The sequence below is a fragment of the Pantoea sp. MT58 genome (assembly GCF_014495885.1).
Taxonomy (GTDB): Bacteria; Pseudomonadota; Gammaproteobacteria; order Enterobacterales; family Enterobacteriaceae; genus Pantoea; species Pantoea eucalypti.
Window position 1 is genome coordinate 47,150 of the sequence record NZ_CP061085.1, and the last position, 13,478, is coordinate 60,627.

At 53.7% G+C, this 13,478-nt stretch carries 9 protein-coding genes and 1 pseudogene; 4 read left to right on the forward strand and 6 right to left on the reverse strand.

All coding sequences use genetic code 11. The features are described from left to right. Positions 1 to 375: 375 nt before the first annotated feature. A complete protein-coding gene (locus IAI47_RS21540; protein WP_008926830.1) occupies positions 376 to 1,413 on the reverse strand; it encodes a tyrosine-type recombinase/integrase in 1,038 nt (345 codons plus the stop codon). A gap of 622 nt (positions 1,414 to 2,035) precedes the next feature. On the opposite strand from IAI47_RS21540, the gene IAI47_RS21545 reads away from it, so the two are divergent. Further along, positions 2,036 to 2,506, forward strand: coding sequence for an SgcJ/EcaC family oxidoreductase (locus IAI47_RS21545; protein ID WP_008926829.1), 471 nt, complete (start codon positions 2,036 to 2,038; stop codon positions 2,504 to 2,506). 296 nt (positions 2,507 to 2,802) lie between these two features. Here the strand turns inward: IAI47_RS21545 and IAI47_RS21550 are convergent, their stop codons facing one another. The 5 genes from IAI47_RS21550 to ssuD form a co-directional block, all read right to left on the reverse strand. Continuing rightward, positions 2,803 to 4,014 carry a monooxygenase gene (locus IAI47_RS21550; RefSeq protein ID WP_033743505.1) on the reverse strand — a complete coding sequence of 404 codons (1,212 nt, stop codon included), beginning with the start codon at positions 4,012 to 4,014 and terminating at the stop codon, positions 2,803 to 2,805. Further along, a complete protein-coding gene (locus tag IAI47_RS21555) occupies positions 4,007 to 5,467 on the reverse strand; it encodes an MFS transporter (RefSeq protein WP_008926827.1) in 1,461 nt (486 codons plus the stop codon). Before IAI47_RS21555 ends, IAI47_RS21550 begins: the two co-directional genes overlap by 8 nt. Before the next feature lie 263 nt (positions 5,468 to 5,730). Further along, positions 5,731 to 7,143 (reverse strand): LLM class flavin-dependent oxidoreductase, encoded by a 1,413-nt coding sequence (locus IAI47_RS21560; protein ID WP_003850548.1) that lies wholly within the window; start codon positions 7,141 to 7,143, stop codon positions 5,731 to 5,733. A 69-nt stretch (positions 7,144 to 7,212) separates the two neighbouring features. Next, a complete protein-coding gene (locus tag IAI47_RS21565) occupies positions 7,213 to 8,625 on the reverse strand; it encodes an FAD/NAD(P)-binding protein (protein WP_008926826.1) in 1,413 nt (470 codons plus the stop codon). Positions 8,626 to 8,652: 27 nt separating this feature from the next. After that, a complete protein-coding gene (gene ssuD, locus IAI47_RS21570; RefSeq protein ID WP_008926825.1) occupies positions 8,653 to 9,825 on the reverse strand; it encodes an FMNH2-dependent alkanesulfonate monooxygenase in 1,173 nt (390 codons plus the stop codon). 276 nt (positions 9,826 to 10,101) lie between these two features. On the opposite strand from ssuD, the gene IAI47_RS21575 reads away from it, so the two are divergent. The 3 genes and pseudogenes from IAI47_RS21575 to IAI47_RS22130 form a co-directional block, all read left to right on the forward strand. Then, positions 10,102 to 11,991, forward strand: coding sequence for a sigma-54-dependent Fis family transcriptional regulator (locus tag IAI47_RS21575; protein ID WP_008926824.1), 1,890 nt, complete (start codon positions 10,102 to 10,104; stop codon positions 11,989 to 11,991). Between the two features lie 95 nt (positions 11,992 to 12,086). Further along, positions 12,087 to 13,037: a sulfonate ABC transporter substrate-binding protein gene (locus IAI47_RS21580; protein ID WP_008926823.1), complete on the forward strand. Its 951-nt coding sequence runs from the start codon at positions 12,087 to 12,089 to the stop codon at positions 13,035 to 13,037. A gap of 22 nt (positions 13,038 to 13,059) precedes the next feature. Continuing rightward, positions 13,060 to 13,474: pseudogene (locus IAI47_RS22130) on the forward strand (aldehyde dehydrogenase); the annotation flags it as partial. Between the last annotated feature and the right edge of the window lie 4 nt (positions 13,475 to 13,478).

Here is a 13,478-nt window from a genome sequence, read left to right on the forward strand (position 1 = left end):
GGATAAGTGACGTTGATGATATTGTTCAGACAGATGTAAGCTGAATTAAAGTTCATCTGGAGTGATGTAAACCGCCTGAGAAGACCTATTAACAACCCCTGTCAGGAGACATGATTTTCCAGTGTGGGAAGCTGATGTTATAGAAGGGTGTGATGCTGGCAGCATCCCTGATCCTGGCTTCTGAAGCGAAATCTTTTTCCAGAACAGATGAGCCTAAAACAGCATACCTGGTGAATAAATGCTTTAAATCAGCGAGATAATGGGAACAAAGGCCAGATAACGACCTATTCAGTACAGGCTTACACACAGGCTGTCCACTTTTTCTGTGGATAACTTTAGCCTGAATATAGCTTCAGATGGCCTTTTTAGAAGCTATCAGTCAGATAAGTCAGTGTCAGCATACTGGTCCATAAACTCTACCATTGCGCCTTTATGTGCATCCACATGACGGATATACCGCATCAGGGTTTCCGGTTTTTTCCATGTGCCTTCCTGCATAATACGGGCAATCGGATAACCATTATCCGCCATATCCTGAGCGGCACCCACCCTGGCACTGTGGCCACTCCAGCCACTGTAGCGATTTTTGTTAGCTTTCACCGCGCCAACGTTCCCAGCGCTGCGCCATGCACGGTTAAAGATCTGTTCCAGAGCCCGGGTACTCATTGGCTTTTCGGCAACCAGTACGCGGCCAGATCGATGAACTGCGGTAAACAGATAAGCATCGGGCTGATTAGAGAGTCCGGAGGCTTCTATCCACTGTTCCAGACGTTGGGTTGAGCGGGTGCCGAGCGCCTTGATTAATCCACCGGTCTGCACAATCGTTTTTGTCCAGGCAACATCCAGAATGATACGGCCATCAACGGCGTGCATCACATCACGCACCCTTAATCGCGACAGTTCACTGATACGGAGTAGCGTGGCATAGGCTACGTGTAAAAAGGCCAAATCGCGCACTAACTGAAGGTTTTCAGCTCCTGACCATTTTCCATCCAGTACCAGCAGGTCAGTAAGCCTGAAGGGAACAGCCTGGCCAGCACGTTCACCGTTCATCACGGCCACGCGATTTATCTTCTTTATGGTACGAAAAACCAAAGGAGATACATTCGGCACCGGCAATCCGGCGTTACGGTGTAACATCGAGATCAGGGCCGCGTGTGAAGTAATCGTTGAAGAAGCCCGACCACTTTGAGCAAGAAACGAGAGATAGTCGCGCAGGTCATCAGCGCTCATCGGCAGGAAGCTGCGCTGGTTATCTTCCGACCAGCGATTACAGATCCGCATGACGCTAATCAGCTGCCGCCAGGTGTTAGGTGAGAAAGCCTCTTTATCCTGGACGAATTGCCTGAGGCGTTCTGTGATGTCGCTGTTCGGATCCACACTCAAATAGGTGACAGGCTCTAACTCATTCATTTTTGCTCACTTATCAACCAAAACATGTCCTGACAACGCTACGTGAATTCTGAGAAGTTAGCAGGGGATTACCTGCCAGAATTCACGTAGCGTTGTCATCTATCGGTGTGGCATTGTTATAGTTTCCATCATAACCCGGCAGCATCAGCCTGTCATAACTTCGTATAAGAATAATTATACGAAGTAAGAATGTCTGATACCGTTCAACGTATTGTTAGCCCTGCCGAAGGTGGGATCATGGGACGAGGAGATCTGCATCGCCTCATAGAGCAGTAAATCTCATACTCACTGAAGCATTTGTAGGTGCATCAGCTATGCGGCGAAAAATTGATGACTGTAAGTCATTAACGCTAATAAACATTCTGTAATACTGAATATTTAATTAATAACCCTATGAGCCATCATAAAAAAATAGTTGATAAAATTCAGGATGAAAACAGATTACAATTACGCTCTTGATTGAATTTATTTAATTATTCTATTGTCGCGCTAATGTGCAAATAATTATGCGTTTTTCACATGGACTTGGATATTTCTTTATTACCTCACTTAGCACAGGCGGTGACTCCAGCCAATGGCGTGGTACAGCGATTACGCTGGAAAAAAATGAGGTGTCAAAATAATGAAAAAAAGTTTACTCGCACTGTGCCTGCTGGACTTTATCACTGCACCAGCGATTACGTTAGCACAGCAACCGGTTACCTGTATAAAAGTGTCTGAACAGGATGTCGCCAACCTGTTTGATAAATGGAACGATTCTCTGGCAACCGGCGACGCGACAAAAGTCTCTGAGTTATATGTCAGCGATGCCGTTTTACTGCCAACCATTTCAAATAAAGTACGATTAACCGATCAGGAACGTATTGATTATTTCAAAGACTTCCTGAAAAAAGGTCCAAGCGGCAAAATCGATTCGCGCACCATCAGAATGGGTTGTAATAAGGCTATTGATACCGGCGTTTATACTTTCACCTTCAAGGACCATACGCACGTCACAGCACGTTATACGTTTACTTATGTCTGGGATGGTCAGGGCTGGAAGATTTTAACTCACCACTCCTCAGCAATGCCAGAGCCTGTGAGCCTGCCTTAACAGCACGTTCGGCAGGATGATAACCAGCTTCGCATTGCGAAGCTGGTTTTTTAACTCCGGCACTGCAGGATTATCATATAACTGCCCCCGTTCCCGGCAGGCAGTTAATTAATGACACAATCCAATTAAATTAATTGGACACCTGAAAATTATAAAAACCATTGGAGCTTAAAATCCTGGTGCGAATCTTTTTTTGCGGATTGCATCTGTAAAGCGAAAATAAACGCCAGATAGCGTTCGAATTAATTATCAGACTGAACGTTACTGCCGCACCCCATTTTCTATCGACAATATATTTAATCGCCGTTACCAATCTGCCAGATAAACGTCGGATCGTTACCGTTTACCTCCCAGTCACCCACGTTACGTATTTTGTAGATCACTGGATTATGTGATGAGACCGTCCGGGCATTGCGCCAGTGCCGGTCCAGCACCTTGCTGACACGGGTGTCGGAAGCGCCAAGGGCATTGAAGAATTCCGTGGCGGCACGCGTCACTAACTCAACCGCGACCACCTGCGCCCGGGCGGACTCCACCTCTGCCTGTACGTTAGCCGCGTGAAGCTCTGCTTCTTCAACACCGCTTTGTTGCAGTTCAAATGCCCGCTGTAATGAGTGGGTCGCCCGATCCACGGCGGCTTCAGCAGCCCAGGTCCAGCTGCTGATCTGACCGACCACCTGTAAAACCTGCACATCCTGTTTGACCTGAGACGCGTTGCCGTGGCTGTAAATCCTCTTACGGTGCGCAACACCCTGAGACACATCACGAACTATGGCCCGACCTATACCCGCCAGCGTGGCTAATAATACATGCTGATAAAATGCGGTCTGGTAACGAAAGCGCTCACTGAAATCATAAACGTGCGGCTGCTCCACATAGGCATGATTAAAGCGTGTTGTGCCGCTACCGGTCAGACGCTGCCCGAAGCCATCCCAGTCGTCATCACATTCCACCTCACTCTGATGGGTGTTTACCAGAGCAATCACGTCACGACCGTTGTCAGTACGCTTTGCATAGACATCAATCCAGTCCGCATAAAGTGTGCCGGTGCTGTAAAACTTTTCGCCACTGATCCGCCATCCTCCCTCTGTGGGTGAGACCTGAGTGTTGACCTCACCCAGCTTAACCGCCCCGATCTCGCTCCAGCCGCTACCCACCAACTCACCATCCACGAAACGTCGAAACCAGCGCCGCCGATCTTCACTTTCTGGCTGGTTCAGACGATCTTCGATAAAGGCAAAGTGCGCGCGCAGGGCCTGCGGCAGATTCGAATCAGCCTCGGCCAGGCCAGTCAGCAGGGAAAAGAGCTGCGACAATGAAACACCAAAACCACCTTCCTCTTTTGGGATACGCAGGGTGCCGAATCGCGCCGCTTTCAGCCAGCGAATCGGCTCATGCAGCAGAGTGCGATCGGCTTCACGTGCGGCGGCACCCTCAGCAATGCGGATAAACAGTGGCCTGAACTGTTCGGTCAATGCGGCAAATTCAGTGCGACTTAATTCAGACATGATTTTCTCCTGATTCGGGGTGTTCATCAATGTCCTGTCGGGTCGGTTCAAACCGGATAATCAACAGGAAAATAATGGGAATAAGGGCGGCGAGAGATACGATCCAGAACATATTAGTGCCATAACGAGCCTGCAAAACTGGCAGGATAAACAACGCCAGCGCACTTCCGATGCCAGAGAGCGAGCGACTAAAACCAACACCGGTTGCACGAATGTGGGTCGGATAGGAGAGCGCCGGATAGATCATTAACTGCGCGCCAGGTCCAAATCCTTCGGCAAACAGCCAGAGTCCCAGCAACAATACAGCAAACACCACACCGAGGGTGGCCTGCGGATGACCGATCAGTGCCAGCGAAATCAACGCGATAAACTGCAGCGCAAAGCCGGCAATCGCTACATGCCGTGAAGGGAATTTCCAGGCCAGCCGCATGCCAAGCAAACCGCCGGTAAAAGCAAACAACGCATTCAGACCCAGCGAAGCGGAAATCGTCTCAAAGACGCCCGCCCCAAGGAACTGCGCCAGAATGGAGGGCAGGAAGAAAGCAATGGCAGTGTACTCAAACGAGATACAGACGTTCATCACTGCGCTGACGACGGTACGTTCCAGGTAAGGCTTCTGAAACAGTACGCGGATACGCACTTTCGGTGTCGCTTTAATAGTTTCGGCTTTAGCGGGCTGCTCCTCATGCGCAACAATGCCGTAGGAGTCACGCAGAATACGCACGGCACCGCTCAGATCGCCCTGATTAGCTGCCCACAGTGGTGACTCATTCATAAACTTACTGCGCACCGCGATAATCAGCAGCGCCGGTACGGCGCCAAACAGCAGCGAGGCACGCCACAGCCAGTCGATGTGTTCAGCGGGCAGCAGGAAATAGAGTGCAAAAATAATAAAGAAGCAGACTGATGAGGCGGCATACCACATCGGACACCACGCCGCGAGCCGCGACGCTTTGTTTCCCTTGCCGGAGAATTTAGAGAACTCCGCCAGATAAGCCATGGCCACCGGCAGATCGATTCCTACTCCGACTCCCATCAGAAAGCGCGCTCCGATCAACACCCAGACATTGGGTGCCAGGCCCGCAGCTATAGCCGAAACCACAAAGAACAGCATGTCCGCCATAAACACTGAGTAGCGGCCATATTTATCAGTCAGCCAGCCGCCGACCAGATTACCGACGATGGTGCCAATCATAATCGAAGAGGTCACCAGTCCGGTCAGGACTGGGGTTAAGCCAAACTCTTTCACTACATCGTCAATACCATAGGAGAGCGTTGTGAGATCGTAAGCGTCGAGAAACACGCCCCCCAGTGCCAGGAAAACGATCCAGCGGGCATAGCTATTTTTCTCTGTATGACTGTTGATAAGCCGGGCCACATCACTCACCGAACCAACCGGTGAGGAGTGAGGCGGCGGGGCGGTCAGGGTGTCGTCAATATTTAATGTACTCATCGTATCCTCGTTATTATATTCAGCAGGTAACGAGGGTTTTATAGGCATTTGCGGCCCAGCTAACAAGCAACAAATAAAGATAACTATTTCAATATATTCAATAAGTTATTCACTCAAACTAATCACGAAAAAAGCCGGATGAATAGCTGGATTCATCCGGTAAGAAGCAAAGCATTTGTGTTTTTAAAACCTGAAAATCACGGTTTACTGCCAGCCCATAAAGCGTGGGTTCAGGCGTGACACCAGGCAGTGAACGTCCCGTCTCATCCCGACATTTCGGCGCTGTTTATCTGCTGTTCTGTGTCCGCGGTCCGACGATAACCGGCTCCGGGATGCGGCAAGGCCAGTCGTGGCCCCTGTCCAAACAACTTTTCACGCAGCGTGCCGGGCTGATAGTCCTGTTTGTAGACGCCACGCTTTTGCAGTTCCGGCACCAGCAATTCCACCACATCGGTGAAGGTTTCATGGGTCACGGCGTAGGCGAGGTTAAACCCGTCAACGTCGGTTTCTTCAATCCAGCTCTGCAATTCATCAGCCACGGTTTCGGCGCTGCCTGCCAGCAGCGGACCAAAGCCGCCAATGCCCACCCAGTCTGCCAGACCCTGCACCGTCCACTGCCGATGAGGATCGGCAGTAGAGAATGTCTCAACCGCCGACTGAATGGCATTGGTATGGAGATGCTTCAGTACCTGATCCGGCTGATACTGCCCGAAATCGATACCTGTCCAGCCCGAGATCAGCGCCAGCGCGCCTTCGTAACTGACATAGCTTTTGTACTCCTGCCATTTCGCCTGCGCCGCCAGGTCGGTTTCACCCACAATAACCGTCTGCAGATTGAAGATCAGTATTGAACGCGGATCGCGTCCTGCCTCTGCTGCCCTTTGTCGAATATCCGCTACGGTTTTCTTTAGCAGCACTTTTGACGGTGCCGCGACAAATACACATTCAGCATGCTCCGCTGCAAAGGCTTTACCGCGGCTGGAGGCGCCGGCCTGATAAAGCACCGGCGTGCGCTGCGGTGACGGCTCGCAAAGATGAATGCCCGGCACCTGGAAAAACGTGCCCTGATGATTAATCGGATGGATTTTTTTAGGGTCGCTGAAAATTTGACGTTCACGATCACGCAGGACAGCACCGTCTTCCCAGCTACCTTCCAGCAGCTTATAGATGACCTGCAGATACTCATCGGCATAGTCGTAGCGCGCATCGTGGTCGGTCTGAGCCTGATGCCCGATATTGCGCGCACCACTTTCCAGATAGGAGGTCACAATATTCCAGCCAATGCGACCTTTGGTCAGATGATCCAGGGTCGAGATCCGCCGCGCAAACGGGTAGGGATGTTCAAAGGAGAGCGAGGCAGTCAGGCCAAAGCCCAGGTGTTCTGTCACCATGGCCATCGGCGTGATCAACGCCAGCGGATCGTTTACCGGCACCTGCGTAGCCTGACGGATAGCGGCATGGTTATTGCCGTTGAGCACGTCATAGACACCCAGCACGTCAGCAATAAACAACCCATCAAACTTACCGCGCTCCAGCAGGCGCGCTAAATCGGTCCAGTACTCCAGGTCTTTGTACTGCCATGAGCGGTCACGGGGATGCGCCCACAAGCCGGGTGACTGATGACCGACACAGTTCATATCGAAAGCATTCAGGCGAATTTCACGTTGCGATGACATAGCGACTCCTGAGCGGATGCGGCAATCGCTTGCCGCCCACTATTAATAATGTGGTTTAAGGTCGGGGATTTAGTAAGTCAGTGAGCCAGGACATCGCTCGCTGAGCGACAGCGGCGAGGTGCTAAGCAGTTGCCGTGCGACAGATTCAGCATGTTCCGCCACCTGCGGTAATCCCATCAGCTCGCCAAAACGACCCCGAGCGGCAGGCCCGGCGACGTAAAGACTGGAATTCGCTTCACCGTTAACATTCAGCGTCTGTGACAGCGCATTAACATGGATTCCCAGCGCCAGCGGATCGGGCTGAATCACGCCGTCACCCTGCAGCTGTCTCAACAGCGCGTTGCTGTTAAGCAAAGCGTTGTGCGCGGGGCCGGTGGTGACAATCACTCTCTCCACCTCAAGCATGTGCGATTGCGCGCCACGCAGGCGCAGCGTCAGCCGGAGCGTTTCGCCACCCGATTCGGCTGCGATCAGGCGCGCCGCCAGCAACGACAGCTGACCGCTGGCCTGCTGCTGGCTGAGAACCTGGCTCACCTGCGGTGCAATCCGGTAGCGATGGACGTCCCACCAGGGGCGAAGATGATGCAGAAAGCGTTGCTGCTCGTGCAGCGACAGACTCTGCCAGATGCGCTGACCGTTACGGCGGATGTCATCCAGTACCAGCTGCCAGGGCAGATTCATCGCCGCCGCATTTCTGACTTCCTGACGCACCCGATGTAACCAACTGCGCGCGGTAGCAGTCTGCGGCTGACTGTAATCCAGCGTGTAGTTCTCTGAACTGCCACTGAGGTTTGCACGCGGAAGCTGTCCACGGCGGGAGAAAGCGGTGATCGCTCCACGATGCTTCTGACGATGTAGCGACGCCACCACATCTGACATCGTCAGACCTGACCCGATGATTGCGACCCGATCATCAGGGCCGACCTTTGTCAGCGCATCGCTCTGCCACGGGTTAGCAATCAATCCCGGATGGTTCTGAAGCGACTTCAGCAGAACAGGAAGGTCCGGCGGTGGATGGCTGATCGCCAGCACGACCTGATCGGCCCGGATCTGCTGCCCTGAAGCCGTGGTCACCACCCCATTCTTAAAAGCGACCGCACTGTCACGAAGATGATTAAGTTTCACTGGTGAGCGCTGCTGTTGAGACTCAAACTGCGCATTGACCCAGCGACCAAACTCACCACGTTGCGGATAGACGTTATCGTCATGCCACAGTGCCTGCGAATCGGCGCTAAAAGCCGGTGATGCGCGATAGTCGCGGTCGAATGCGCCCTCGTCATCACCTGCCAGCTGCATTCTGGCGGCTGGCACATTAATGCGGTGAGCTGGATCGGTAGTGCCATATGCCACGCCCTGCGCAAGCTGCGCGCGCGGTTCAATGACCGTTACCTGCAATCCCGACTCACCCAGCCGGGCCAGATGGATCGCCAGCGCGGTACCGGTGAACCCACCGCCGATAATGACAATCTGCTGTTGTAACATACACAAGCCTTCTCTTCTTTTAACTGGCTAACTGGCGCTGGCCTGTTTGTCAGGACGACGGTCACCGCCAATGGTTTCACCAAACGGACCTGTGTTCACGCTGCGCTGTTTCTTTTCGGTGTTGGCGGCCAGCGGCAATAGCGGCATCACCAGTTCAGCAAAGCGGTGTGCCTCTTCGAGATGCGGATAGCCCGAGAAAATAAAGTTCCCGATGCCCAGCGCCTGATACTCCCGGATGCGATCGGCAACCTGCTGCGGATTGCCCACCAGCGCGGTTCCGGCACCGCCGCGCACAAGACCGACGCCTGCCCAGAGATTAGGGGCGATGCGCAGGCTCTCTCGCGAGCCCTGATGTAATGCACTCATCCGTGCCTGTCCGGCTGAATCCATACGCGCAAAGATTTTCTGCGCGGCGGCGATAGTCTCTTCATCCAGATGAGAGATCAGCCGATCCGCAGCCGCCCAGGCCTCCTCTTCGGTTTCACGGACAATGACATGCAACCGGATGCCATAAGAGAGAGTACGGCCGCTCTCCTGCGCCCGTTGACGCACCACCGCCAGCTTTTCCGCCACCTGTTCAACCGGCTCGCCCCATGTCAGATAGGTGTCGATCTGATTCGCTGCAACATCGATTGCCGCATCCGACGATCCACCAAAATAGAGCGGCGGCCCCTTTTCCTGCACCGGCGGGAAGAGAATTTCTGCGCCTTCTACGCGGATATGCTCGCCCGCAAAGTCGACCTTCTCGCCTTTCATCAGGCGGGAGTAAACCTCAAGAAACTCCCGGGTCACTGTATAACGCTCTTCATGGCTCAGAAAGATACCGTCACCTTTGTTCTCCACCGGATCGCCACCTGTAACCACGTTAATCAGCAGACGTCCGCCGGATAGACGATCCAGCGTGGCCGCCATCCGCGCCGCCAGGCTCGGCGGTTGCAGACCAGGGCGAACCGCCACTAAATAGCGCAGCGTTTTGGTGACCGGCGCCAGGGCCGAGGCAACCAGCCATGAATCCTCGCAGCTTTTACCGGTCGGGATTAATACACCGTAGTAGCCCAGATTATCTGCCGCCAGCGCAATCTGCTGTAAATAGGGTAAATCAACCGCTCTGCCGCCTTCTGTGGTGCCCAGATAGCGCCCATCACCGTGGGTGGGCAGAAACCAGAAAAGGTTAAGATTTTCCTTTGTCGCATGGCTCATTAGCAGATTCCTTTATAACGATATTTTAATTTATTACATAGGGACTAACGCTTTGGTTATATCGCTATTTGCAGAATGTGTGCCAGTGTGTATTTTGTTTTTTTATCATTAAAATTCAATTGGTTATAACAAACAGGAATTGCGCTATCCTGCTGCATTTGCGGCAGATAAAGCTGCAGACTGCTGCAATGGCAACAACCCGGCTCGTTTCGCCCCCTCGTTTCCGCCACTGCCACGCGGTATGGTCATGGCTTTCCTGTTAATCCGGTAAACAAGATGCAGATATCCAGCCCTGAGTTAATTGATCCCGCATCGCGCGCCTTTAAAAGCGTACTGGATCAGCTCGCGCCTACCGATGCAACGGTATTGATCATCGGTGAAACCGGCACCGGCAAAGAGGTGATGGCGCGCTATCTGCATCATCATAGCGCCCGCAGCCGGCAGCCATTTCTGGCGGTCAATTGCGGGGCACTCACCGAGAGCCTGGCGGAGTCAGAGCTGTTCGGTCATGAGAAAGGGGCCTTTACCGGCGCGCAGGATCGCCATCGTGGCTGGTTTGAAGCAGCAGAAGGCGGCACGCTGCTGCTGGATGAAGTCGGTGAACTCAGTCCGTCGCTGCAGGTGAAGCTCCTGCGCGTACTACAGGAGCGCGAGATCATTCGCGTGGGCTCGTCTAAAGCGATAAAGGTCAATGTGCGGGTAATTGCGGCCACCAACCGGGATCTGGCTGTGGCGATTCGTGAACGGTGGTTCCGGGAAGACCTCTACTACCGTCTCAATGTCGCCAGCGTCACATTGCCGCCGCTGCGCCAGCGCTGCGAAGATATTCCGGTGCTGGCCAGTCATTTTCTGCAACTCTATGCGCGACGTCTGGGACGTCCTCAGTTACGGCTGAGTGAAGATGCTGTCGCCACGCTAATGGACTACAGCTGGCCGGGTAACATCCGTGAGCTGGAGAACACGCTGCACAATGCGGTGCTACTCAGCAGGACCTCGCTGGTCACGCCGCAACAGCTGCGGCTGAACGCCATTGCTGGCAGCGATTTACCCTCCGGAGAGGAGGCGCTCGACCAGTTTTTACGTCAGCAGATGCAGCAGAGTGAGACGCCACTCTATCCACGAGTGATCGCCGCGCTGGTAAAAAATGCGCTGGAACTCACGCAGGGTAATCAGTTACAGGCGGCCGCGCTGCTGGGCATCAGCCGTCATACACTGCGTACCCAGCTGGGGCATCTGGGTGTGATTAAACCCCGCCGTACCTCATTGCGTCAGCGCGAGGCCTCTCCTCATCATCAGCCTCAGCAGGAGCGTGAACTGCGTATCGGTTATCAGAAGTTTGGCAACCTTGGCATTCTGAAAGCGCGTCAGTCGCTGGAGCAGCAGCTGAGCGATCAGGGCGTCAGCGTGCTGTGGAGCGAGTTTCCAGCGGGTCCACAGCTCCTCCATGCGCTGAACAATAAGGAGGTCGATTTCGGGACCACCGGCGAAGTTCCTCCCTTGTTTGCGCAAGCCAGCAACAGCCCGATGGTCTACGTCGCCTGGGAACCTGCCGCTCCGCAGAGCGTGGCGCTGCTGGTACCCACTAATAGCCCGGTTCAGCAGATTGGCGATCTCAGAGGCAAACGCATCGCCGTGAATCGTGGTTCTAATGTCCACTATCTGCTGCTGCAAATCCTGGATGAGGCGGGATTAGCGCTGGATGAGGTGCGCATTGTCTATGCACCCCCCAAATATCCACTGACGCCCAGCGACCTCAACGCGGTAGATGCCTGGATGATGTGGGATCCGCTCCTCAGTGATGCTGAGAACAGCGGACAGTTCAGGGTAATTGCGGATGGCACTGGCCGGGTCAATAATCATCAGTTTTACCTTGCCGAACGCGGATTTGCGGCGCAGTCGGGCGATCTGTTGCAGATCCTGCTCACCGCCCTGGAACAGACGGGCCGCTACATTGATGCACACCATACTGAAGCCGCCGCGTTGCTCTCCAGCGAACTCGGCATTTCTGCGACCTCACTAATGCACGCCTTAGCCCGGCGCAGCCATCAGACTCAGCGAATGAACCTGGCCATCATCCGGGAACAGCAAACCATCGCTGACCGCTTTTATGCGCTGGGGTTATTCAGTCGGGCCATTCGCGTACGCGAGTCAGTCTGGCATCCATAGCGTTTTTTTAGCTAAGCATCGAACATTTCCTCGCTAAGCGCTTCAATCCGCGTTTGTTATGTTGCGCTGACAACAAACAAACTCAGGAATGAGAAATGAAAAAAGTTTTATTCAGCGCAATGATTATTGCCGCCCAGGCGGGTTTTGCATTTAACGCCCGGGCAGCTGCAGAGAAACCCGATACAGTGAATATCGGTTTTCAAAAAGCCAATATCTTCGCGCTGCTGAAGTATCGCGGCACGCTGGATCAGGAATTTAAGAAGCAGGGGATTGCGGTGCACTGGATTGAATTCCCAGCCGGGCCGCAGATGCTGGAGGGCTTAAACATCGGCAGTATCGATCTGGCTGCCACCGGCGATGCGCCACCGACATTTGCCCAGGCCGCACAGGCCGATCTGGTTTATCTGGGACACTCGCCAGCTAACCCTAAAACCGAAGCGATTGTGGTGCCTGCAGACTCCCCGATTAAAAGCGTGGCGGATCTTAAAGGCAAGCGGGTGGCGCTGAATAAAGGCTCTGACGTTAACTATTTGTTGGTCACGGCGCTGGAGAAGGCAGGGCTGAGCTACAAGGACATTACACCCGTCTATCTGCCGCCTGCCGATGCGCGCGCGGCCTTCCAGCGTGGCGCGGTGGATGCCTGGGTCATCTGGGATCCTTACTACGCCGAAGTGGAAACCACCGCTAAAGCCCGGCTGATTAAAAATGCCGAGGGACTGGTGCCGCACTACACCTTCTATCTTGCCAGTCGCAAGTTCGCAGATACTTATCCTCAAATCGCCGCTCAGGTGGTGGATGAGCTGGACACGCTGAGCTCGTGGGCCAATCAGCATCATGAAGAGGCGGCTAAAATCATGTCCTCCTCAACCGGTCTGCCCCAGCCGATCTGGCAGCAGGCGCTGGCAAGGATGCCGTTTGGTGCAGAGCGGATGACGCCTGAAGTCTTTACGCAGCAGCAGGCACTGGCGGATACCTTTACCCGGATTGGTCTGTTGCCGGTGAAGGTGGATATCCGCAGCGCGACCTGGTCGCAGGATAAGAAGTAAGTAAGGGCCGGGCGTAGTTTGGGTTGAGCGAATTGAAGTCGGTGATTATGTCTGCTTGCCCTTTATATGCCGGCGGCGGATTCTGCGGAAATTACGAGAAAGGATTAACCGGTTAGGGTCTGACGGCAAATCCGGGTTCGGCTGGTGCCGCCTATGGCTTTGCGGCGATGAGCGAATGAGTGGGGGACTGGCGGAGTGACATCGCGTTCCCTTTGCTGATTTTACCTGTCTGGTATTGCCGCCGGATGCATCAGAAAAGGAGGAAGACGACGTTATGCTTACAGACAAACATAGCCACGAGGATAACGCCATCACGTTGAATAGCCTTGTCGCATCAACTAAAACCACGGGCGGTATTGGTACGGCAGGCGTTTGTTGTTCCTCAGAAACCCGGAAGAGCAATCGATCCGGCTAAAGAAGGTAAAGTGCATTTCGATTAAG

Excerpts from the sequence above, each read along its gene's own strand:
- IAI47_RS21540 (WP_008926830.1), bottom strand. The coding sequence starts at position 1,413 with ATGAATGAGTTAGAGCCTGTCACCTATTTGAGTGTGGATCCGAACAGC.
- IAI47_RS21580 (WP_008926823.1), top strand. The coding sequence starts at position 12,087 with ATGAAAAAAGTTTTATTCAGCGCAATGATTATTGCCGCCCAGGCGGGT.
- IAI47_RS21550 (WP_033743505.1), bottom strand. The coding sequence starts at position 4,014 with ATGTCTGAATTAAGTCGCACTGAATTTGCCGCATTGACCGAACAGTTC.
- ssuD (WP_008926825.1), bottom strand. The coding sequence starts at position 9,825 with ATGAGCCATGCGACAAAGGAAAATCTTAACCTTTTCTGGTTTCTGCCC.
- IAI47_RS21545 (WP_008926829.1), top strand. The coding sequence starts at position 2,036 with ATGAAAAAAAGTTTACTCGCACTGTGCCTGCTGGACTTTATCACTGCA.
- IAI47_RS21565 (WP_008926826.1), bottom strand. The coding sequence starts at position 8,625 with ATGTTACAACAGCAGATTGTCATTATCGGCGGTGGGTTCACCGGTACC.
- IAI47_RS21560 (WP_003850548.1), bottom strand. The coding sequence starts at position 7,143 with ATGTCATCGCAACGTGAAATTCGCCTGAATGCTTTCGATATGAACTGT.
- IAI47_RS21555 (WP_008926827.1), bottom strand. The coding sequence starts at position 5,467 with ATGAGTACATTAAATATTGACGACACCCTGACCGCCCCGCCGCCTCAC.
- IAI47_RS21575 (WP_008926824.1), top strand. The coding sequence starts at position 10,102 with ATGCAGATATCCAGCCCTGAGTTAATTGATCCCGCATCGCGCGCCTTT.